Raw genomic sequence first — 21,032 nt, forward strand, 5'->3', positions numbered from 1 at the left:
GTTACCCAAGAACTTTTTTGTATATATCTAAGGTTTGTTCGGCTGTTTTTTGCCAGGAGTATGTTTTGGCCAGAACTAAACCTTTATGGATTAAGTCTTTGCGCAGGCCTGGACTGCTAGCCAGCTGTATTATTTTGCTGGCGATACCCTTAGTGTCTTCTGGGTTAAAGTAGAGAGCCGCGTCCTTATAAATTTCTGGCAGGCAAGAAGCGTTGCTGGAGGCAACCGGCAGGGAATAGCTCATAGCTTCTAAGCCAGGGAGCCCGAAACCCTCGCTCAGAGAAGGAAATACGTAACCCAAGGCATTCTTATATAACCAAACCAACTGGCCGTCAGAAACGAAATCAGTAAAAATAACTTGACTTGTTAAGTTATTTTCTTGAGTCAGCTTTTTTATTTTTTCGTAATTCTTATCATTTTTTCCGGCTAGCACTAGCTTTAATTCCGGATGGCTAGCTTGGACAATTTGCATAGCCTCAATCAAACGTTCGAGGTTCTTGTGCGGGTTTGGGCGGCCAACATACATAACAAACTTCTGGCCGACTAGGCCTGCCACCTTTTTGGGCTTATCTTTATAATTTGTTGCTGCCTCGTAAGTTACCAAGATCTTTTTAGGATTAATTTTTGCAAAGCGTGCTACATCCTGGCGTACATAGTCGCTTGGGGTTATTAATATCTTTGATTTATGCCCGATCCAAAAAAGCATGAACCCGAACATCAGCTGCTTGAACTTAAACTTTAAAAAGTTTTCGGAGGGGTTGCTAAAGCGTAGAGCCGTAAGGTCGTGGACGGTAGTAATCGACTTGCCAAAATAAAGTAGCGGTTGCTGGGTAATGGCAAAATGAACAAGATCTGGTTTTAGGCGATAAAGCCGCCAGGCTAAATTAAACTGTTCTTTCAAGCTGCCATTAATCGGATAATTGGCTTTTTGGAGACTGAAATTGGCAGGCAATTTCAGGGATTTGCGGTCGTAGTCGGGCCAAACCAAAACTGTGTATCTGGTGGCGGTGTCAATCTTACCAAGATTTTCTAACAACCCCCGCAGATAGGTGCCATAGCCAGAGGAGCTGATCGGCCGGGCGTCTATAACGACATGCTTAATTTTGTCCATAAATCTCCATATGTTGCTTAACAATATTTTGCCACGAAAAATAATCGGCTAATTTTGCCGAGCCAGACTCGATGGTGTCTTGGAGTTCCTTGGAGTTTTCCAGTTCCGCTACAGCCCCGCCTAGTTTTTCTGGCGAGGGGCCTAATATCAGACGGCTGTTCTGGCGGTCGATAAAGGGTAGCGTCTCTGTTGGGTTTTTTGAGCCGCTGCTGATTAAAAGCAGTCCGTGGGTAATCGCCGTGATGGCTGTGCTTGATTTGGCCGAAAGGGGTTGGTGCTGGGGTAGAACGAAATATTTTCCAGCCTGAAGAGCCCTTGATACTTGTTCGTCGCTCAAAAACCCGGCAACAGCCACGCGCTTTTTAGCAGAATTAACAGAGTCTATCTGCTTCAAAATTTTGGCTTGATAACTATCCTGGGCGCTTAGTTCGGTGAGTAGCAAAAGTTGGTAGTCCGCGAGTTTTTCGCTGACCATGGCGTCGAGCAACACCTCAAGATTTTTGTTGGGCTGAGCAAAGCCAAAATAAAGCAAGGTTGGTTTCTGGTTGTCCAGTCCGCCGGACTTCATTAAACCGGAATAAACGCTCGGATCGGCCGGCACTCTTTTGATATTCGGACCAATTGGTATAACAACCGTTTTTTTACGCAAAAATCCAGGCAAGGCTAGTCGGTCTTGTTCGTTAGACAAGATTATTTTATTCGCCGGCAGAACGGTTATAAAATCACGAACCTTGCCGATGAGTCTGGACTCGTGATACTCGTGCAGGGTTACCAGCACGCGTTTGCCACTTAATCTCAAAACATAAGGCAGTAGATTGATGCCGAGCTGCCGACCATAGCCAACGGCCGGATACTGAACATGAACAATGCTGGCGCCAGACTGCTTTACCTGCCGGTTAATTTTGACCAAAGTTGTAAGCTTCCAGTTTTTGACTGTTCGTAACCGTGGAACCGTAATTTGATCAACACCAGTGGTCGAAAGTATTTCATAGCTAATTTTTTGGGTCGAAAACTCTTCGATTAGTCGCTGGGTGTAATAGCCAACTCCACATCGAATAGGCGGCAGTGAGCCAGAAATAATTAAAAGCTTCTTCATAATCGCCTCTTCAGCTTGCCGCTTTTGCCGCGCAGACCGTCTGCCCAACCCCAAAAAAGCCCTTTAGCGGCCTGGTGTTTTTGCGAATAACGTAACCAGATGTTAATCACGTACTTAAGGCTTATGTACAATAATCTCAAAAAGGCGACAAATTTATATAAGCCGCCAACACGATCTCTTATAAATAAAAAGTGATTGCGGATATTGTAGTAAATATAGGCCGGTGATCGAACGCCTAAGCTAGAAGATACGTGATGCAAAATTTTGACATTGGGCAAATAAAGAAGCTCAAAACCTGCCCCAAGGGCCCGGGCACACCAGTCGGCATCTTCCCAGTAAAGAAAGTATTCATCTTGGAATAAAAGTTGCTTTAGATCAGCTCGTTTTAAGGCGATAGCGAAGCAACAACCGGTTATAAAACTAACTGTTTTTGCCGAGCCCGGTTGAGCGCTGGCTATCTTGCCGACTCCTAAGTGTTTGACAACTGACGTCTTGGTAGATAACTGGCCACCACCGTACCAAATGACGGCTGGTTTGTTGCTACTGAGTATTGTGGGCGCAGCCGCCAGCGCTGACTTATTGGCCTCGAGTCCTGCCACCAGTTCTTTAAAAACCTCTTTGTCGATAATTTCTGTGTCGGGGTTGAGGACAAAAACATAGGCATAGCCTGATTCTTTGGCCGCCTTTATATTTGGGTTGTGGCCACCGGCAAAACCAAGGTTATCGGAGTTTTCAATGACTTTTAAAGAGCGAAGCTTATTTTTTACAGCCGCATCTAATTTGAGCGGATCAACGAGCGAGTGGTTGTCCACCACTACGACATCGGGCTGCTCTTCCTTAGGCAGCTGGGCAATACCAAACAGGCAAGCATTAGTAGCGGCAGAATTGTTCCAGTTGACAATCGAAACCAGTGATTTGTTCTTCATAAGGGGTAGCTTATCAATCGACTAAACGGGCCCATCTCCTCTATAATACTTTAAGCTACTATGTTTAGACATGCTTTATCGAAGAAGAATCGAGCTTTAATATCAGAGCTGGTTCGGACAGACTTTAAACTGCGTTACCAAGGATCTGTTTTGGGGTATGCTTGGTCTTTGCTTCGTCCCCTTTTGATTTTTGTAATTCTGTACGTGGTATTCGTAAAATTCTTAAAACTTGGCACCGAGGTGCCACATTTTCCGATATATCTACTCCTGGGCATAGTTATATGGAACTTCTTTAATGAAATGACGGTGATGAGCCAGGGTTCAATTGTGGCCCGCGGTGATCTTATTCGCAAAATTAGGATTCCTAGATGGATTATTGTTCTGTCGAGCAGCTTATCGGCTTTAATTAACTTAGTCCTAAACTTGATTGTGGTGGGAGTTTTTATGGCTATTAACCATGTTGATATTCTGAAAACAACTTTGTGGTTCCCGCTAATCCTACTAGAAATATATGTTTTTGCGCTCGGTATATCGTTGTTTTTGTCTGCCGCCTTTGTTAAATACCGGGACGTTGGCTACATTTGGGAAGTCATTCTTCAGGCGGGTTTTTACCTTACCCCAATCTTGTACCCACTGGCTCGAATCACTAACTTAACCTTTCAAAAACTTATAATGCTTAACCCTATGGCCCAGACAATTCAGGACGCTCGCTACACGGTTGTAACCCATCAAACGGCTACGACCTTTAGTGTATACGCCGGCGGTTGGCTAAAATTCACCCCGTTTGTAATAGTGGTTATGGTTTTTGCCGGAGGATTAACCTACTTCATCAAAGAATCTAAATACTTCGCGGAGAATATATAGTGGACGGCGATACGGCAATTTCGGTCGATAGTGTTAGTAAAGTTTTCAAGCTGCCCCGCGAAAAGAATACCTCGGTTAAGTCGGCTGTAGTTAATTTTTACCGCCGCAATAAAAATTTTGAAATGCAAAAGGCGCTTAATAATGTTTCATTCGAGATTAAAAAAGGCGAATTTTTTGGAATAGTTGGTCGCAATGGCAGCGGCAAAAGCACAATGCTCAAGGTATTGGCTGGGATTTATTCGCCGACCAGCGGCGCGGTGAAGGTAGAGGGCACACTTACGCCTTTTATAGAACTTGGCGTTGGTTTTAACGCCGAACTGACTGGCCGCGAAAACGTTTTTTTGAACGGTGCGTTGCTTGGTTTTTCTCGCAAGGAAATGCAGGCAATGTACAAAGATATTGTTGATTTTGCTGAGCTTGGAAAGTTCATGGACCAAAAGCTCAAGAACTACTCTTCGGGCATGCAAGTTAGATTGGCCTTCTCTATTGCCATTAGGGCCAAAAGCGATATTTTACTTATCGATGAAGTGCTGGCGGTGGGCGATTCGGCTTTTCAACGCAAATGTTTTGAACATTTTGACCGCTTAAAGAACGAAAAAACAACCGTTATTTTGGTTACCCACGACATGGGTGCCGTAGAGAAATACTGCGACCGAGCTATTTTAATTAACAAAGGAGAACTGGTTGAAGCCGGTGGTCCCCGTGATATTGCCGCTAGCTATCGCTTACTAAACATGGCTACCAGTGAACGTGGCAGCGATAGCGAACAGATTTATGGCAGGCAAGTGAAGATTAAGTCTACCAGGCTTAACGGACAAACCGATCTGATACTCAAGAATGAGAAAGAGTTAAAGCTCGAAATGGATTTGAGTGCCGCTGTCGACACCGACGTAGTAGCCGGACTTTCTATTATTAGAGACGACGGGACTTTGATTGCACACTATAACTCTAAAGATGAAAAACCACTAAAGCTCGCCAAAAAGACGCAACATACTATTAAATGCAACATAAACGCCGAGCAGTTTTTAGAAGGCGGCTATCAGATTGATGTTGCTATTTATGATGAGCAGGGCGGCTACCTAGATCGTAAGCCGAATGCAGTGCGCTTTGCCGCCACGCCAAAAAATACAAGTAAATCAAAATTCGGAATAATGAACCTGGATGGTAAGTGGCAGCTAAATTAATCAGGGTCAAAAAACCCGCACTCACTAGGTTTAATATCCGGAAACTAAGGGACGGGGCCAACTCTGCTCAAGTTAACGACCTTGTTAATTATATAAATCATCGCTCTGCTCCAAGCACTGTTAGGCTTACCGGGGGGGGTACATCAATCAATAAGCTCGCCAGCCTGTCTAAACTTGAGCCCTTTGTTATTTCTGTCCAAAGAGCGGACGATCTTAAGAAAATTATTTTAAAGCTAAAAGAAGCCGGTTGCCAGAACGTTAACTGCGGCTATTTAAGCAATCAAAATCAGGGGTTAATCATTACCGGCACTCAAGCCTATCCCCCAAAAATAAAGACCGAAAAATCTGTGCTGGCTATTGTTTCGCTCCATAACGAGGCGGACATAATTGGACACACCGTAAGACACCTGCTAGAAGAGGGTGTAGACGTCCATGTTATCGATAACTGGTCGAACGACAACAGCCATAAGATTGTTCAAACTTTGGCTAAACGAAACCCAGGTAGAGTCAAAATAGAAATGTTTCCGAAAAAACGCGTAAAAAATTATGACTGGACAGGTATTTTATCGCGCGTTGAGCAAATTGCTTCTGAGTCAAGCTACGACTGGTATATCCATCATGATTCTGACGAGATAAGGTTATCGCCGTGGCCAGGCACATCTTTACGACGAGCAATTTCTTATGTTGATAGCTTGGGCTATAACGCCATCGACTTCACTGTCTTGGATTTTAGGCCGACCCAAGATGGTTTTGGCGCCAAAGACGACCCAGAAAAATTCTTTAAATACTTTGAGTTTGGAAGTCGATCGGGACACTTTGTTCAGGTAAAAGGCTGGAAAAAACAGCCATCAATTAGTTTAGCTAACTCGGGAGGCCACGAGGCAGCTTTCGAAGGGCGCAAAATCTATCCTCTTAAATTTGTGCTCAAACATTATCCTCTGCGGAGCACTAATCAGGCCAGTAAAAAAATTTTTAAAGAACGTTTGCCAAGAATTCTCGAAGAAGAACGCCAAAAAGGCTGGCACTTTCAGTATGACCACTTTAAGAAGGATCACGACTTCATCTGGGCTAAGGATGGACTAATAAAATTCGATGACAAGTTCTGGAGCAATTATTTGCTGCAAAGAATTAGTGGTATCGGGATTAAGGATTAGCGGCTGCCCTTGATTCGACCGCGAGTCTGCTGAAGCTTGCGGGCATACTTAAAGGCTTTGGAGTGGGTAATCTCGTTTAACCTTTGTTCTAAATCTTGATTGACAGCCATTAAATGAGAAATTTCTTCATATTGCTTGGCAGCTTCGACAGATAGTTTATCTAGCGCGTCAAGTGGACTGCTGGCCATGAATTTATCGTAGATTTCACTACCGGCGACTTTTCTTGGAGTGTCGAAGGGTTTAATTCCCATCTGGTCAGACACGTTGGATTGAACCTCGAGAACATAGTTGTTGAAGTGAGCCTCGGCTAAAATAAGATTGGTGAGATTTAGGAAAATCCGCTCATATTTTTCGTAAACAAAGGCGGGAACATACAAGTTCTCGGCAACTTCCATCAAATCGTATTTGTTGGCAAACATCACTACTAGGTTTTGGTAGCGACGCAGTAGGCTCCAAAAAAGCACTCGGCCCATCAATAAATCGGTAGGTACAGGAAAATCAAAACACCACTCGTAGTCGAATAAATTCCAGGAGCCACTAGCGTCGATAATAAAATTGTCGAAGTTTAGATCCACCAGTCCGAGACTGGCGCATTTTTGGTTGGAGTCGTATGTCGGTCCAAAAACTTTTACGTAGTTTTTATTGATGGCGGGGTTAGCGGTAGTGCTTGGTAAAGATGAGATAATAGTTTCTATTTTTGCGAATAGATCGAGAACTGCTTTGTGATCTCCGGCTTTAAGGGCTTCAACCAGAAGTCTCTCAGGATTTGACCCTTTTACATAGGAAGAATGGGCGCTGATGCCGACAATGAACGTTTCCACTATGGTTGCCGTCTTTTTCAGGTTTTTGACGTCGGCTAACCTATTATAGGTTTCAGCTAATTTTGCGATATGGGCGCAGGAAGCGTTATTGAGTGGTTGCTTCTGAGCCACCAGCTTACCCCCGGTCCTTTTTATGATAGTTTGGGTAGCGAATTTATCTTTGCGATCTCTCACGCTTACGCAAAAAATCGGCTGGCTCATTTTGCTACCACCAAAAAGGAATTAGCAAACTGGTCGAATAGCTGATTTTTTTCCAGGGAAAGCATAGCCATCTGTTCCGAAAAAAGTTGATGGCGTGAGGCATCGCGCTGCTGAACCGGTAATAAGCCAAGCGGGAATTCACAGTCTCGTCCTGGTAGGTATTGATCGCTATAGATAAGTAGCGGCAATTTATAATCTGGGAAAGGATAATAGAAATCTTGTTCTGAAAAACCGGCTGCACCAAAAAGACTACCAAGCTCGGCCTTGCCGAAGGTTTGCACAGCTTTATCGCCGGGATAGCCGTTCAGGCCCTCGAAAAATTTACCAGTGTGATCCTCGCGTGCGCCTGCCCAGTATTTGAGACCAAGCCGGTTTTCGATGGCTAAGATTATTTTGCCGGAAGGCTTGAGGCATCGTTTGAGCAGCTTGAGAAATTCGACATATGGATCGCCCTTGTCGGTAATAAAACTTCCGGCATACTCTAAAACACCCACACAAACCACGTAATCAAAAAGCTCGGCTGGCTGATAATCCTCGAGATTGCCAACCACAACATTCAGGGCAGATCCTTGGTTCCGGTAAGCGTTAATGAGCGATCTTTTTTCGGTGAGCTCTAGCGCTGTTAAATCAACATCCTGCCTTAAAAGCTCTTCTGTTATGGCGCCGCAGCCAGCCCCTACTTCCAAAACCTTTACATCTGGCTCAAATTCATACCAACCAATGATATTGCCGCGCTGAGGCGAAAGATGATAATAAAGCGACCAAGGAGGATTGTTGGACAGAATCTCAAAACGCTGTTTGTTGGCGTCGTCAGACATAAAGAGTTCAAGCAGTTGGTCTTCTGCGTCGTCAGCATAGCTAGCGTTTGGCTCATCTGATAAATACGCGAGCTTAACGCGTCCAACTGAGTTAACTCGATCTCTTTTGGGCATAATTATCCTTATATTAGCACGCCAGACTAAGACCGCTGGCGGGCCAGCTCCTTTTTGTAACGCTCCGGCAAGTGGTCTTTATCCCAGCTATTAACTGCTTGGTCGGCGCGCAACCGATAAAATATTTCTTCATCTGTAAGTTGGTCGCTATTTGTGTACCACGGGAGGTGCCTTGCCGTGTAGGGATCGCCGGTTCTCAAGCTTGGGTGGATGCAGTAAATAAAGGTGCCGGGTTTATATAGTGCAAAAGTGGTGTCGACTCCGGCTTCGTAAACACCCTCTTGAACGGGTTTTGTCCAAAACTGCTTTTCCCATGCAATCACGTCGCTCTTCAATCTGTAGTGATCTGGCAAATCATCGATCTTGAGCCCCAAGCCCACTTTAAGGTAATTAGGATAGAGGTTGTGGAGCTCATATAAATGGGGCAGAACGTTCTTGTTGGTGGCCGGTACTACATCCGGGTCACTGACTACGTAAAAATCCGTTGGCAGCAGCGTTTTAACAATGCCGTTTGTCCAGAGCGCCCGGTGGCCAGCGTTACGTCCGAGCTCTAGTACCTGATAGTTGGTTTTGTTTAAGAAATCAACGAGCGGGGGAAGGGTTGAGTCGTTATCGACGAGCACAATTTTCTTTAGGCTCTGCTTGTTGAGCCAAGCTAGCAATTGCTTTAGGGGTTCCAGCCGATCGCGCGTCAAAATAAAAATTACGGTTTCTTCGGAATGGTCGCGAAGATAATTTAGTCGTGCCTGTCGTTCTTGTTGAATTTTCTCCATATTGAGCGCATAACGACTGCCAACTAACTCATTCCGTATATGAGTTAGCTCAATGGCTAGCCTCTGCCGGTTGATTGTTAGTACTGACAGAATTAGATTTTTCGTACGGGCCAGCTTGAGATAGGTAGTTATTTTTGGCGAAGCATACCACTTAATCAGTAAGCGAAGCTGGTAAAGCCTAAACTGAGCGAACTCTTTAAAGCGGGCTTGCGTAACATCAGGTCTTTCGCGACTCGCCAAAGCCTCGTGATAACGAGCGTTAAGAATGCCCAACAGTTCAATATCTGATCTGAGCGAATCGCTGTATGACGGCAAGGCGGCCTTGTTGACTCGCGTATTTATAGAAGCTATTTTGCCAATCAGCGAGCCATAGCAAATCAAAGACCTCAGGTTATTGGCAAAGGCAGATCCTTTGAAAAATCCTCCAGCCTCAATAAACAGGCTGCGCCTAAATAGGATCAGCGGCAGGCATGGCACAGAAAGAGCTTCTTTGACGTTTACTGCTGTTTCGCTTTTGGAAAAGTAAGCGAGCCACTTGCCCCCGCGGAACATGCTATAAACAGCTTCGGCCAGATCGTTCTTGAGAGAGGTCACAGTGCCAACATTTGATTGATTGACAGAGACAACAAGCTCGTTCTTAGCGCAAATTACTCCCAGATTTTCTGACGGCACATCAAACACGCCGGCATTTTTGCATATTCGAAGTCTTTGATTTTTAGCAACAGCCTGACCAGCTTCGTTAGTTAGCTTACGGTCCGACAAAACCAAGAGCAATTCATCGTTATTTTCCATAGTCGAGGCGTAAGCGAGACAATTCTTTAAGCCCGATTTGGAATTGCAGGCCACGACAACGCTAAGCGGTTGTTGCTCCCTGACGATTAGCTGATTGTAGTTAGATGGGCCAAGTTCTTTTTTGAGTTTCCAACGTTCGTAAAAAGCTGCAGAACCCCGAAAAACATTATAGTAAAACGCTTTGGCGTAGGCTCTTCTTATGTAACGCTCTTCGTCTTGTAGCGGTAATTTAACGGTGCAAATTAGGCCAAGCTTTAGGTAAAACAGCAGAAACCGCCGGAGAGACCAACTATCAAAGTTGCGAACGGCAAACCGAAAACGGTTGCGCATCATCATGTAATAGGCGAAAGTTGAACCCTTGCGGTTAGAGCTCTTGGCATTGGCATGCCAAATAGCCAGCTCGGGGTGATAAATAATTTTAAAACCGGCGCGTTTCATGCGGGCGAATAAGTCGGACTCTTCGAAATAGGCAAAAAAAGGATTGTGCAAGTAGCCTACCTGCTCAACAACTGAACGACGGACCATGACGCAGGAGCCGGAAACGTTGTTCACTTCTTGAGGATAACCATGATCTGATTGAGTGAAAATTCCATCGGCGGTCGTAGGGTTAATGTTCTGGTAGGCGTAAAATTTATTAGTCGTACCAAACAACGGATTATCGTCATCCCAATGGTAGGCGCGGCCACCGATAGCGCCGACCTGATCGTGCCCGATCATGTAGTCTACCGCCTTTTGCACGTATTCGTTATCCATGACAGCGTCGTTATTTAAGAGTAGAATAAACTGCCCGCTAGCGGCGTTATAGCCGGCAATGTGCCCGCCGGTAAAGCCTAGGTTGGTTGGATTTTCGACCAAAACAATGTCGTTAATTTTGCGTAGAGTATCAACTGAGCCGTCGGCAGAACCGTTGTCCACAACGACCAGCTCGATGTTTTTGTAAGTCTGCTTGCGGGTATTCTCGAGGCAGGCAATAGTGTCGTCAATACCATTCCAGTTAACAATAACGATTGAGACCAGCGGCTGTTTGCTTGAGATCATTACTTTAAGTGGTTCCTGGTTTTTATCAAGGCCTTTTTAACAGATAGCGGCAGAACTTTTTTGGCTACCTGGGTTGCCTTGTTGGACTTTTTTAACTTTGGGGCCATTTGTAATCGGTCCAATTTTCCGGGCCGATTAACCAATAAATTGCTAAGACCAGCAAGTGTAACCGACCAATCTAAATTGCGCCGTTCAGTCTTGATGCTAGCTTTAACCTCTTTAAGGATCTTAGGCTCCAGGATATCTAAAATGGCTTTTTCGAGAGCCGCTTCATCATTGGGCGGCACCACAAAGCCCAGTTTTTTAGGTGCGATAATTTCGTCAGATAGATAATCACCCTCGGTCGAAATAGTTGGAAGGTCGGCAAGCAAATGGTCTAGCACCCTAGTCCGGTGCGAAAACTCGGTTTCTATCGAAGCTCTATGAGTATTAACCGCCACGTCTGCTTCGAGCAAATAATCTATTCGCTCACCATACTTAACCCAACCTTTATTGAAAAAAACATTTTTGCCGACCAGGCCTAATTCGGTAGCCAAGCGCTGAGTTTCGAGTGACTCTTTGGTTTCTTTGACACTGGGGTTAGGGTGTTTGATGCCAAAAAATACTAACTTGATGTCCGGCCGCTTGTTTTCGAGGCTTTTCATAGCTCTAATTAACACTTGGGCGTCAAAGTGTCCCCAAATGCCGCCCGTCCAAAGCAAGACTTTGTCGGTCTTAGAAATACCATTCATCACGCCCTTAATGACCGGGCGAGTACTTTTTATTGATACGCCGGTGTCGATGCCCATGGGGGCGCTTATAAAGCGGTCATAAATCGGACGGGAGCTGTAGTTCGCTAGATGAACCTGATCGGCACCAAAAACGTATCCTGTCCAATAATCTAGTTGGCGTCGGTTAGAGAATAAGAAAAGATCTCCATTAGCAAAAAAATGGCGGTACATAGCAAGCGACTGGTCAAATTGTTCGTCATTTTGCGACCAGCTTTCTGGGTCATTGAAAAGGCTTGAAACTAAATTCTCGACTGGACCCACAACGTATAGATCAAAAACTATAAAAATCTGGTGTTGGTTGCAGTAGCTAATCATTGGCTCGCTTAACCAGTGCGCAATGACTACGCCAAAATCCTTAAAAGAAGTCTCAAATAGACGTGCGTCTATACTCGCGACATCATAAGATCGTTTAAATCCAGCTTCTGGAACGTAGGAGGGGTCAAAGAATCCGACAGTTACGTCAAATTGGGTCGATAACTGTTCGGCCATGTAGTGGTAGCGGATGCCAGGGCCCGCCATGCTAGCGCCAACTTTGTCATGCGAAATAACTAAGACTTTAGGACGGCCTGAACTTCTCATTCAACCTACATTGTATCAGTTAAGTAAGCTAGCTGCAGGTGAAAAGGGAGCCGGAGCGAGTCGGCATGGCACCTGAACTAATCGGGTAGCCATCGCTCAAGCTGTAGTGCAGGCGGTAGGCAAAGCATTCCCAAGGGCCGAATGGCCGCTTGATTACACCATTGGCGTCATAGTCGGCTACGTAGATGCCGTCGGGCGCTAACAGTATGGTTCCTTGAGCAATGTCAACATTGGTGCCGTTAGGCAAGGCAACGTCTGCGGATGTAGCGGATTTGACTTTACCCCAATCAAACCGGTTGGTATTAAAGGCGTTTGGTCCATAAACGTATCGCTTTACCAACTGGCCACCTTGCATATCAAGTAAGTAGGTTCGTCCGTTTGACCAGTCAACTACTAGCGTGCCGGCTGGGTGGGCGCTGGCGAATAGAATATTGCTGGCCGTTGCAGTTGGCATTTCGCCCGGCGGAACGTAAGTGACTTGATCCCAGCTATAGCCAAGCGCGTTAAAAGCGGCTAAAGAAATCTCTTGTTTTACAAGCGAGCCCGATTGATAAGTCATTATGTAGGTCGGTGTGTTGGTAGATCTGAAGATTGTGCCTGGCGCCAGAGTTGAAATGTTTGCACCGGCAGGCAAGTTAGCGTCACCAATACTTGCCGGTTTGATCAAACTCCAACCACCCCAGCCATAGTAGCTTTGGAAGACATCACCGTTGGTAATCCACTGGCGGGTATTGTTGCTTATTAAATACACTTTGCCGCCGCTGGCTACGAGTGTGCCGTTGGGGTGTGCCGTAAAGGTGTCGGTTGCCGAAACGCTGCCGAATCCAAGATAGCCATCACTGATAGCACCTTGGAAAATATTATCGAAACTGAGGTTGCCAGAAATAAACGGAGTGTAATAGTAGAGACTGGCGGTGGTGCCATTAGTTATGGTGACGCTGGTGCCGTCGGAAGTAGTGTAAGAGCCGTCGTAGTAGATGGTGCTTCCGCCGGCTACTCTTTGTCTATAGCCTTGCGTCATAGGGCCGGAATAGGTGAAGTTTTGGTCACCGGTTTCGTAACCCTTATATCCGGTCAGATTGCCGTACGCTCGCTGCTCACCAAATCTTAACAACCAGGTTCCGAGCGTAAGCTGCATGCTAAAACCTTCGTCGGCCACAGAGCAGTAATTAGGACAGCCATAGCTCATGGCAATGTTCATACAGCCGCCAGAATAGGGGCAAGCAATGGTGCAAGGAGTCTTAGCCGTGCCACAAGGGCTATTTGCTGCCGTTGCGGGATCTGGACTGTTGCTATGGCAACCTACGCCGCCGGTAACAATGCTTTGCTCCTTTTGAAGAGTGGTCAGTATTACTTGGGGATTGATGTTATAGTTTACAGCCACGTCGTGGACGGCCTGGCCGCCCGAAACACTCGAACCAAATAAGTATTTATTCTGGGCATCCGACCAGCCTTGGGGGTCGGCGGTGGTGAAGCCAGTGCTAGGAGTTATGCAGCCGCTGGCAAAGTTAGAATTTAGCCAGGAATCAATACTGCCGGCAGACATTGTGCCGGTGTTCTCAAAAGTAAAGTCATCCATTAAGTTGTTTGGATTAAACGGCGTAGCCGCGCTGACCCGAGGTGTTAACGGTGCTAACAAGCCAACGACTAAGACTAAAACTAATAGCGCGCTAAATATTTTTTTCATGGCTGAATATCCATAACTCGACTGTCGGTAGTGGTCTTAGTTTGCCCGTTGAGACTGGCAACAGCAGAAACCGTCCAGTTTCCAGTAGTAAAACCGGCTGTTTTGACATCCCAATTCCAGGTTACGGAGCCGGTACTGTCGGCTGTCAGCTCGTCTAATTTCTTAACTACGTTGCCCTGAGTAAATTCTATATAACAGGTTGCACCCGGAACGGTGTTGCAGATAGATTGCTCCTGGCTGGGTGCCGGCGTGCCGCTAAGGTTAGGAATATGGTTGCTGACAAATGTGCCACTCGGACCCTCAGTTAACGAGCCAGTAGTGCTTGAGCTTGCCGGCACGGGCAAGGATTTCGGAGAGCTGTTATACGAATTTTGAGCAGTAGTGGTATCAGGGTGGGCGCTGGCGGTATTGGGTCTGGCGTTGGGAGATGTTGAAGCAATAACGCCACTAGTGGCTTTGGGCTGATGGTAATGCAGCGCAAGAGTCACTCCGCCAATTATTAGCACCGCCACAATAGCGCCGGCGGCGTAAAATCGTTTAAGCTGGTTAGTTTTTAGCTTGCGGGCGGTTAAGCGTTGCATATTTATTTTGGCTTTCAACACTTAAAGTATAGCATTTTGAAGTCGAGCTGTAAAAACATAAGTCCCAACCGTATACTTAAAACAAATATGGCTGAATTAGTTAAAAGATTTAAGCGGCCCGAGCTTTTCTTTTTGAGTTGTGCCGCCTTATTTGGCTTTTTGATGGTCGTTCTAACCCCGCCGATGCAAACCTACGATGAACAGGACCACTTCTTCCGAGCATATCAATTGTCTACCTTTAATCTAAGACCAGATATCGTGTCCGAAGGCCCGGGAATTTCACCGTCTCAGGCTCCTGGCGGCAACTTGCCAGTCAATGTAGCTAAAATGGGCTACGGATACCTCTACTCAGTTCGGCTGGACGTTAATCATACATCCCACTATAAACTTGGCGTTTTGAAGAATAATTTTAAGAACCTGGCTTGGCTAAAAGTCGACAATAATCAAAAACAAGCGGCCTACTTTCCGGGGGCCGGAGCTTACTCACCAATTTCGTACTTACCGCAGATAGTCGCCATATGGTTGGGGCGCTTGGCTCACACGCCCATACTGTGGTTCTTCTATTTAGGTAGAATATTTAACCTGGCGGCCTGGATTGCATTGGTTTATTTCGCCATAAAGCTGCTGCCGGTTGGCCGCTGGCTGATGGTGGCTATAGCTCTACTACCGGTATCACTCTTCCAGGCAGCTACTTTTTCGGCGGATGCTATGACTAACGGTTTGACATTCTTGGTTGTAGCCCTGTTTTGCTATTTGCTAGCCCAAAAAGAAGTTTCCAGAAAAGATCTCATAATAACGCTGGCCGCAACTGGCGCTCTGTCGTTATGTAAGTCGGGTTTTTGGCCACTGGCCTTGCTGTTTTGGTTGATTCCGATCCGTAACTTTGGAAGCTCAAAAAAATATTTACTAAGCAACTTATCTATAACAGGCTTAAGCCTAGCCTTATTTGGCTTATGGTATTCATTGGTTAAATTCGTCATACCATATATGGCGGCGGTGCAAAGGGCGGGCGAAACTATTAATTATCAGCAGCAAGTTAAATATATAGAGGGTCACCCGTTTAGTTTTGTAGTGGTTTTATGGCACGAATATTTTAACAGCACTATGATTGGCGTACTTAAATACGGCGTGGGTATTTTGGGCTGGGGCGAGGCCTCAATTGGGCTGGCAGGCTTCCTGCTCATAATACTAGTGTTAGTTCTGGGCATTCTAATGGCCGTGACTGAAAAAAATAATTCTAATTTAAAGTGGCCGCAACGGCTAGGAAGCTTAATTATTGCTGCCGGACTGGTGTTGATGATGAGCATATCGCTTTATGCTGCCTTCACGCCGCTTCATTCTCGATCCATAGACGGACTTCAGGGGCGCTACTTTATACCTTATATAGCCTTATTGGTGCCGGTTTTTGGAGGAGTTTTGTACAAGTGGCGATCGAAATTGGCGGCAGTTAACCGCTACACGTTAGTAATGCCCACGGCTATTTTGATTTTAATGTGCTTAAGCGTAGCTGCTATTGTCGGGCGCTACTATTAACCAGCCGATTAACCTATAATTGTCTTTGAATATCATGAAGAGTGTTTATGTTGTCATACCCGTTTATAACGAGGCGACTGTTGTCGGGTCGGTAATAGAAGAAGTCTGCAAGCAGTATCCCAACGTCGTTGGGGTGGATGACGGCAGCCGAGATAACTCAGGTGAAGAAATTAAGAAAGCAGGCGGCATTTTAGTGCAGCATGCCGTTAATGTCGGTCAGGGCGGAGCGCTTCAAACCGGCATTGACTACGCCCTGAAAGACAAAGAGGCTGAATACTTAGTGACATATGACGCCGACGGACAACATAGTCTTAAAGACGTAGGCCACATGCTCGATGTAATCCAAAAGGAAAAGGTGGATATCGTTTTGGGCTCGCGTTTTTTGGGCAAGACCGAGCGTTTATCCCCACTCAAAAAAGTAATCTTGAAGCTGGCTATCCAGTTCTCTAACCATACTTCAGGCCTTAAGCTAACAGATACTCATAACGGACTTAGGGTTTTTAATCGCCACTTTGCCGAGAATTTGAATATTCAAAACCCGGATTTTTCGCATGCCTCAGAAATAATCGATAAAATCGCGCGCGGTAACTACAAATACTGCGAAGTCCCAGTCACGATCAAGTACACTGATTATTCTAAGGCCAAGGGCCAATCAATTTTTAATGCTGTAAACATGGGTTTTGACATTTTGTTAGGCAGGATAATTAAATGATTATAAAGATTGTTATCATCGCTTTTGTACTAGCGGCAATGTTTTGGTTTCTGGCCAATAGGAACACGCATCAATCTAAAGCCTGGCAGAAAATCGGTATTATTTTATTAACAATCATTGCCGTGATCGTGGTTTGGATGCCCGACACTTCTAATAAGTTTGCGCACAAACTAGGAGTTGGTAGAGGAGCGGACCTGTTGCTTTATCTTTTGACGCTAGCCTTTATCTTCGTGGTTTTGAACACTTACATTAAAAGCAAAGAGGAGCAGCGGCGAATGGTTAAGATCGTACGACGTCTGGCTCTACTTGAAGCCTCTATCAATAAAAAAAATGAACGCTAGGCTTGCCGTTACTCTAAAGAATTCACCACAAGCTCGGTTTCTCATTGTTGGTTCTATGACAGTAGTCGTCGAGTATGTGGTTTTTTATATCCTTTACGTTGGCCTTAACTGGAACTTGTTTTTAGCAAATTCCCTGAGTTTTGCAGTCGGTTTATCAATGAGTTTTATGTCTAACCGTTTATGGGCGTTCAAAAAAGACGAGTTTGAGCGGCCGGCCCACCACCAAGCAATGATTTACGCCGCTTTGGCCGTCACTAATCTTGTTGTTAATAACTTGATTGTTGGCGGTTTGAAAAGTGCTGGACTCGATCCAAGAATTGGCAAGGTGGCCGCTATCGCCGTAATTGCGGTTTGGAATTTCTTTGTCTACAAACATATTATTTTTAAAGAAAAGCACTAGCGTCTTAAAAAGCAGCTTTCGGTCTGCTAAAATAGAGCTAAATCTTAGGGGGATTTAAGCTAAAATGGCCCAAGCCTACGGGTATCTGGCAGCTGGCGTAAAAAAATTCTTCGCTAACCCAGTTCAAAAATATTTTTTCTGGACTGCCTTAGTGTTTGGGCTTTTATTCTGTATAGTTACGCCCCCGTTTAATGTTCACGATGAAGACACGCACATGTACCGTGCGTATCAAATATCTCGCGGGGATTTTGTTAGCAATAAAATCCCCGGCGGGCTGGGCGGCCAAATACCGGCGAGTATTGTTGTAGACGCCACCGATTACCGCGCAAATTATTTTGGCAAAAACGAGAAAATAAATACAGCTAGATTTCATAAAGATTGGAATGCGCCACTTAAGGCTTCGGACACCGTGCCGATCCATTTTGAAAACACTGCACTTTATCCACCAGTAGCTTACGCGCCTCAGGCCATTACTATAAGAATCCTAAGTCACTTTGATCTATCGCCGCTGAAACTTTTGTATATTAGCCGCATTGCTACGTTTTTGGTGTGGCTGATTCTAGCCAGTCTGGCGGTATATTTTATGCCGACTAAAAAAATCCTACTAGCAGGCATTTTGCTTCTGCCGATGTCCATGTTCCTAGCGGGATCAATATCGGCCGATGCTTTATCAAACGGCCTCGCGGCTCTAACGGTTGCGTATTATTTAGCTGCAATTGTCAGCCCCGAAAAGAAAATTGGCTGGCGTCAAGCTGCCTTAATGGTACTAATGTCGGTTTTGCTGGGCTTGGTCAAGCAGCCCTATTGGTTGGTGGGTTTGCTCAGCGTACTATTGCCATCTCAGAAATTTGCTTCGAAACGCGATGAGGTAATTAAGAAAACCTTAATTATTGGAGCACTGATTATAGTGGCCGGTACTTGGATTATCTTAAGTAAGCATATCTTTGCGCCATATCGCCACGACGTTGTTATTGACCCAAATGGTCAGTTATCGTTTGTCTTTAGTCACCCGCTTACCTTTATCAGGACCTTATGGAACACTTACGTAACCGCCAATGGCAGTGGTTTTATACGAGAATTTGTGGGCGTTCTAGGCGCTGGCATGTTGCAGCTGCCTGTTTGGGTGAACTATCTGACCATTCTTTCACTTAGCTGGTATGCTCTAGCACCGGACAAAAGGTTCCCTAGTATTACGCACCGGACAAAAAGTGTCTTCGTCATCATTGCGGTAATTTTTGCTGGAGCTGTCAGCCTACTCCTCTATACTAACTGGACGCCAGTCGGCGAAGAGAAAATAGAAGGCCTGCAAGGCAGGTATTATTTGCCAATTGCCATGGTGCTCATACCGGCTTTTATCAATGTAGATCGCTTACGGGTCAAGGAAGGAAGACTGACTAAGCCTGCCTTTGGCGTAATGATTCTGGTTCTGACTACTGCCATAATCTGCTCTGTCCAGTTTAACTATCAAGTGCTTGACAGGTTCTTGAGTTAACATGCTGCCTAGACTGTTCGCTGCCGTCAGAAGCCATGTGTTTATTACTGTTCTAGTAGCGGTATTTTTGTTGATCGGGATTGCGTTTTCGGTGACTTGGTACCGTTATCAACTAAATCCAGATGCCAGTTCCTATTTCACCATCGCTTATAAATACGCCCACTTTAACATCAAAGACGCCCTAAACGGCTATTGGTCGCCGCTACTTTCTTGGCTGCTAGTGCCTGCAGTCTGGTTGCACATTGGTTTATCGGCAGCGGCCAAAATACTGACAATCTTTATTAGTGGAATTATTTTAACCATTGTCTATGCTTTTTTGGTGCGCCGCGGCTCTTCTAAAACCTTAGCAACAATGGTCTGCCTATTTTTGGCGGCACTGTTGCTTGATTGGGGTATGGTAGGGCCAATCACGCCTGATCTGCTAATGGCCTTAATGATCTTGATGTTTACTCTGTTGCTCAATAGCTACATTAGTTTGCCAACCCGCAACAAGGCGTTGTTGCTGGGTGCTAGCGGTGCTTTGATGTACTACGCCAAAGGCTTAGGCTTTTACTTATTTTTGTTCTGTTTGCTGGCTGTAGTTTGTTGGCAGTGGCTGCTTGCCAGAAAGGAGCTTAAAAAATATGCTCGCCTGCACCTAATCGCGCTGGCTAGTTTTTTAGTTATCTGTGCGCCGTTTATTATCGCCGTTTCGGCAAAATACAATGCGCCCACGATCAGCACGGCCGGTTCGTTAGATCACAAGGTTTTTGGACCTTACTACCAGGGTAATTTGTATCCGGAATTGTTTGCCGGGCCGCTGCCGCCGCCCAATGCCTCGGCCGTGACACCGGGCGAGGACCCGGGCGCCAGCTTTGACTTAAGCAAAGGTGCCTGGAGCCCTCTGTCGTCTAGCGGCAACTTTAAGTATTTTATGAAGTCGGTTGTCTGGAACAACGGCATAAAAACACTGAATTTCTTCAAGGACTTTGGCGTTTTTATAGTGCTTGCAACGGTGATTACTTTGATTGGGTGTCTAAAACAGACCACTTATCGGCGGGAATTCGTGATTTTTAGCTTGGTTGGCGTGCTGCTTTGTTTAGGCTACTGCTTAATCTATACAGAGGCGCGTTATGTTGAAGCGGCCGTTTTCTTGGCGCTGCTTGGCGCCGGTTTGTGGTTGTCGAGTCTGCAAAAGCGTAACCTACTAAACCAAGCGCAAATTATAGTGACTGGTCTTTTGGTGGCTGGCTTTGCCTCTATTTCTACGGCTCACGCCATTAATCAAAACCGTTATGTTGACAGGGCTCAATCTGATTTAGCGGCGAGCCTTAAGGCAGATTTGCCACCAGGTTCAAACATCATCTCCGATCAATATTCTTCCTACTTTGTGTGCTATTACCTAAAGCTGCATTGTTACGGCAACATTTATCTTGCAGGCCAGAACGACGACCAATACTACCAAAAAATCAAAGACTCTCACATCACTTATTATCTGGACTATCATAGTCAAGACAGCGACTCTAGGTTAAATGCATTTGTGACCGATTACTTTAATCACCTGCGCGACCAAGCCTGGGCCGGCGGTACGCTAAGCATCTACAAAATTAATTAGTTTGGAGGTCGGGCGTTGATAGCAATCGTCGCCGAGCAAAAAAACTCCAAAAGAATACGCCGAGCAGCGCTAGTAGTTTGGACTTTAAATAAAACAGACCAACAGCTGAAGTAAAGAACCAAATAATAACTAAATTAAGGCCAAGGCCAACAATGCCGATTATCAAAAACATAATAATTTCGACGTGGCGACGGTAAGCGGATCGCGAAAAAACCCAGACCGTACTCAGCAGGTAGTTTAAAATTAGCGATATTAAAAACGAGGCAGTGGCCGAAAGCAGGTAAAACCAGTGCAGGTAGTGGGTGAAAATAAATAGCAAACCGGTGTCGACTATGGCAGCGGCTACCGCCACAAAGCCATATCGGAAAAACTGGATTACAAGAGCGTCGGAATTGCGAACAAGAATCTTCGATAAATCCATGCCTCATCATTTTAACTGCTTTAGGGATCG

General features: G+C 45.5%; 19 protein-coding genes. 9 read left to right on the forward strand and 10 right to left on the reverse strand.

The features are described from left to right. Position 1: 1 nt before the first annotated feature. From VFT49_03460 to VFT49_03470, 3 genes are read right to left on the reverse strand one after another with little or no spacing between them, the layout of a single operon-like run. Entirely contained in the window at positions 2-1,111 is a 1,110-nt protein-coding gene (locus VFT49_03460; protein HEU5005113.1) for a glycosyltransferase family 1 protein, read from the reverse strand. Then, a complete protein-coding gene (locus VFT49_03465; protein HEU5005114.1) occupies positions 1,098-2,207 on the reverse strand; it encodes a glycosyltransferase in 1,110 nt (369 codons plus the stop codon). Before VFT49_03465 ends, VFT49_03460 begins: the two co-directional genes overlap by 14 nt. Then, entirely contained in the window at positions 2,204-3,133 is a 930-nt protein-coding gene (locus tag VFT49_03470; GenBank protein ID HEU5005115.1) for a glycosyltransferase family 2 protein, read from the reverse strand. Before VFT49_03470 ends, VFT49_03465 begins: the two co-directional genes overlap by 4 nt. A gap of 60 nt (positions 3,134-3,193) precedes the next feature. Between VFT49_03470 and VFT49_03475 the strand changes: the two genes are divergently transcribed. From VFT49_03475 to VFT49_03485, 3 genes are read left to right on the forward strand one after another with little or no spacing between them, the layout of a single operon-like run. Then, positions 3,194-3,997 carry an ABC transporter permease gene (locus VFT49_03475; protein HEU5005116.1) on the forward strand — a complete coding sequence of 268 codons (804 nt, stop codon included), beginning with the start codon at positions 3,194-3,196 and terminating at the stop codon, positions 3,995-3,997. Next, a complete protein-coding gene (locus VFT49_03480) occupies positions 3,997-5,181 on the forward strand; it encodes an ABC transporter ATP-binding protein (protein HEU5005117.1) in 1,185 nt (394 codons plus the stop codon). Before VFT49_03475 ends, VFT49_03480 begins: the two co-directional genes overlap by 1 nt. Beyond that, positions 5,166-6,335 carry a glycosyltransferase family 2 protein gene (locus VFT49_03485; GenBank protein ID HEU5005118.1) on the forward strand — a complete coding sequence of 390 codons (1,170 nt, stop codon included), beginning with the start codon at positions 5,166-5,168 and terminating at the stop codon, positions 6,333-6,335. The genes VFT49_03480 and VFT49_03485 overlap by 16 nt, the downstream gene beginning before the upstream one ends. Here the strand turns inward: VFT49_03485 and VFT49_03490 are convergent. Genes VFT49_03490 through VFT49_03515 form a run of 6 tightly spaced genes read right to left on the reverse strand, consistent with a single transcriptional unit; the run spans position 6,332 to position 14,509 of the window. Next, positions 6,332-7,357 (reverse strand): hypothetical protein, encoded by a 1,026-nt coding sequence (locus VFT49_03490; protein HEU5005119.1) that lies wholly within the window; start codon positions 7,355-7,357, stop codon positions 6,332-6,334. The genes VFT49_03485 and VFT49_03490 overlap by 4 nt on opposite strands. Further along, on the reverse strand, positions 7,354-8,289 hold the full coding sequence (locus tag VFT49_03495) for a class I SAM-dependent methyltransferase (protein ID HEU5005120.1): 936 nt from the start codon (positions 8,287-8,289) through the stop codon (positions 7,354-7,356). Before VFT49_03495 ends, VFT49_03490 begins: the two co-directional genes overlap by 4 nt. A gap of 26 nt (positions 8,290-8,315) precedes the next feature. After that, a complete protein-coding gene (locus VFT49_03500; protein ID HEU5005121.1) occupies positions 8,316-10,892 on the reverse strand; it encodes a glycosyltransferase family 2 protein in 2,577 nt (858 codons plus the stop codon). Then, positions 10,892-12,241, reverse strand: coding sequence for a glycosyltransferase family 4 protein (locus VFT49_03505; protein HEU5005122.1), 1,350 nt, complete (start codon positions 12,239-12,241; stop codon positions 10,892-10,894). The genes VFT49_03500 and VFT49_03505 overlap by 1 nt, the downstream gene beginning before the upstream one ends. A 28-nt stretch (positions 12,242-12,269) precedes the next feature. Then, positions 12,270-13,928, reverse strand: a complete 1,659-nt coding sequence (locus VFT49_03510; protein ID HEU5005123.1) for a hypothetical protein — start codon at positions 13,926-13,928, stop codon at positions 12,270-12,272. Continuing rightward, positions 13,925-14,509, reverse strand: a complete 585-nt coding sequence (locus VFT49_03515) for a hypothetical protein (GenBank protein ID HEU5005124.1) — start codon at positions 14,507-14,509, stop codon at positions 13,925-13,927. The genes VFT49_03510 and VFT49_03515 overlap by 4 nt, the downstream gene beginning before the upstream one ends. 87 nt (positions 14,510-14,596) lie before the next feature. On the opposite strand from VFT49_03515, the gene VFT49_03520 reads away from it, so the two are divergent. The 6 genes from VFT49_03520 (at position 14,597) to VFT49_03545 (ending at position 20,581) form a co-directional block, all read left to right on the forward strand. Further along, on the forward strand, positions 14,597-16,042 hold the full coding sequence (locus tag VFT49_03520; GenBank protein HEU5005125.1) for a DUF2142 domain-containing protein: 1,446 nt from the start codon (positions 14,597-14,599) through the stop codon (positions 16,040-16,042). A 34-nt stretch (positions 16,043-16,076) separates the two neighbouring features. Next, on the forward strand, positions 16,077-16,754 hold the full coding sequence (locus VFT49_03525) for a glycosyltransferase family 2 protein (protein ID HEU5005126.1): 678 nt from the start codon (positions 16,077-16,079) through the stop codon (positions 16,752-16,754). Further along, on the forward strand, positions 16,751-17,095 hold the full coding sequence (locus VFT49_03530; GenBank protein HEU5005127.1) for a DUF2304 domain-containing protein: 345 nt from the start codon (positions 16,751-16,753) through the stop codon (positions 17,093-17,095). Before VFT49_03525 ends, VFT49_03530 begins: the two co-directional genes overlap by 4 nt. Further along, positions 17,085-17,495: a GtrA family protein gene (locus VFT49_03535; protein HEU5005128.1), complete on the forward strand. Its 411-nt coding sequence runs from the start codon at positions 17,085-17,087 to the stop codon at positions 17,493-17,495. Before VFT49_03530 ends, VFT49_03535 begins: the two co-directional genes overlap by 11 nt. 64 nt (positions 17,496-17,559) lie before the next feature. Then, positions 17,560-18,987: a DUF2142 domain-containing protein gene (locus tag VFT49_03540; protein ID HEU5005129.1), complete on the forward strand. Its 1,428-nt coding sequence runs from the start codon at positions 17,560-17,562 to the stop codon at positions 18,985-18,987. 1 nt (position 18,988) lies between these two features. Then, complete coding sequence (locus tag VFT49_03545; protein HEU5005130.1) at positions 18,989-20,581, forward strand: hypothetical protein; 1,593 nt, start codon at positions 18,989-18,991, stop codon at positions 20,579-20,581. Here VFT49_03545 and VFT49_03550 read toward each other — a convergent pair. Beyond that, complete coding sequence (locus VFT49_03550; GenBank protein ID HEU5005131.1) at positions 20,574-21,002, reverse strand: GtrA family protein; 429 nt, start codon at positions 21,000-21,002, stop codon at positions 20,574-20,576. The two genes, VFT49_03545 and VFT49_03550, sit on opposite strands and share 8 nt — an antisense overlap. Positions 21,003-21,032: the final 30 nt, after the last annotated feature.

The organism is Candidatus Saccharimonadales bacterium (assembly GCA_035758565.1).
Classification (GTDB): Bacteria; Patescibacteriota; Saccharimonadia; order Saccharimonadales; family UBA10212; genus DASTXL01.

What these genes read in the sequence shown, in the direction of transcription:
- VFT49_03460 (HEU5005113.1), bottom strand. Translation starts at nt 1,111, where the DNA reads ATGGACAAAATTAAGCATGTCGTTATAGACGCCCGGCCGATCAGCTCC.
- VFT49_03465 (HEU5005114.1), bottom strand. Translation starts at nt 2,207, where the DNA reads ATGAAGAAGCTTTTAATTATTTCTGGCTCACTGCCGCCTATTCGATGT.
- VFT49_03470 (HEU5005115.1), bottom strand. Translation starts at nt 3,133, where the DNA reads ATGAAGAACAAATCACTGGTTTCGATTGTCAACTGGAACAATTCTGCC.
- VFT49_03475 (HEU5005116.1), top strand. Translation starts at nt 3,194, where the DNA reads ATGTTTAGACATGCTTTATCGAAGAAGAATCGAGCTTTAATATCAGAG.
- VFT49_03490 (HEU5005119.1), bottom strand. Translation starts at nt 7,357, where the DNA reads ATGAGCCAGCCGATTTTTTGCGTAAGCGTGAGAGATCGCAAAGATAAA.
- VFT49_03495 (HEU5005120.1), bottom strand. Translation starts at nt 8,289, where the DNA reads ATGCCCAAAAGAGATCGAGTTAACTCAGTTGGACGCGTTAAGCTCGCG.
- VFT49_03500 (HEU5005121.1), bottom strand. Translation starts at nt 10,892, where the DNA reads ATGATCTCAAGCAAACAGCCGCTGGTCTCAATCGTTATTGTTAACTGG.
- VFT49_03505 (HEU5005122.1), bottom strand. Translation starts at nt 12,241, where the DNA reads ATGAGAAGTTCAGGCCGTCCTAAAGTCTTAGTTATTTCGCATGACAAA.
- VFT49_03510 (HEU5005123.1), bottom strand. Translation starts at nt 13,928, where the DNA reads ATGAAAAAAATATTTAGCGCGCTATTAGTTTTAGTCTTAGTCGTTGGC.
- VFT49_03515 (HEU5005124.1), bottom strand. Translation starts at nt 14,509, where the DNA reads ATGCAACGCTTAACCGCCCGCAAGCTAAAAACTAACCAGCTTAAACGA.
- VFT49_03520 (HEU5005125.1), top strand. Translation starts at nt 14,597, where the DNA reads ATGGCTGAATTAGTTAAAAGATTTAAGCGGCCCGAGCTTTTCTTTTTG.
- VFT49_03525 (HEU5005126.1), top strand. Translation starts at nt 16,077, where the DNA reads ATGAAGAGTGTTTATGTTGTCATACCCGTTTATAACGAGGCGACTGTT.
- VFT49_03530 (HEU5005127.1), top strand. Translation starts at nt 16,751, where the DNA reads ATGATTATAAAGATTGTTATCATCGCTTTTGTACTAGCGGCAATGTTT.
- VFT49_03535 (HEU5005128.1), top strand. Translation starts at nt 17,085, where the DNA reads ATGAACGCTAGGCTTGCCGTTACTCTAAAGAATTCACCACAAGCTCGG.
- VFT49_03540 (HEU5005129.1), top strand. Translation starts at nt 17,560, where the DNA reads ATGGCCCAAGCCTACGGGTATCTGGCAGCTGGCGTAAAAAAATTCTTC.
- VFT49_03545 (HEU5005130.1), top strand. Translation starts at nt 18,989, where the DNA reads ATGCTGCCTAGACTGTTCGCTGCCGTCAGAAGCCATGTGTTTATTACT.
- VFT49_03550 (HEU5005131.1), bottom strand. Translation starts at nt 21,002, where the DNA reads ATGGATTTATCGAAGATTCTTGTTCGCAATTCCGACGCTCTTGTAATC.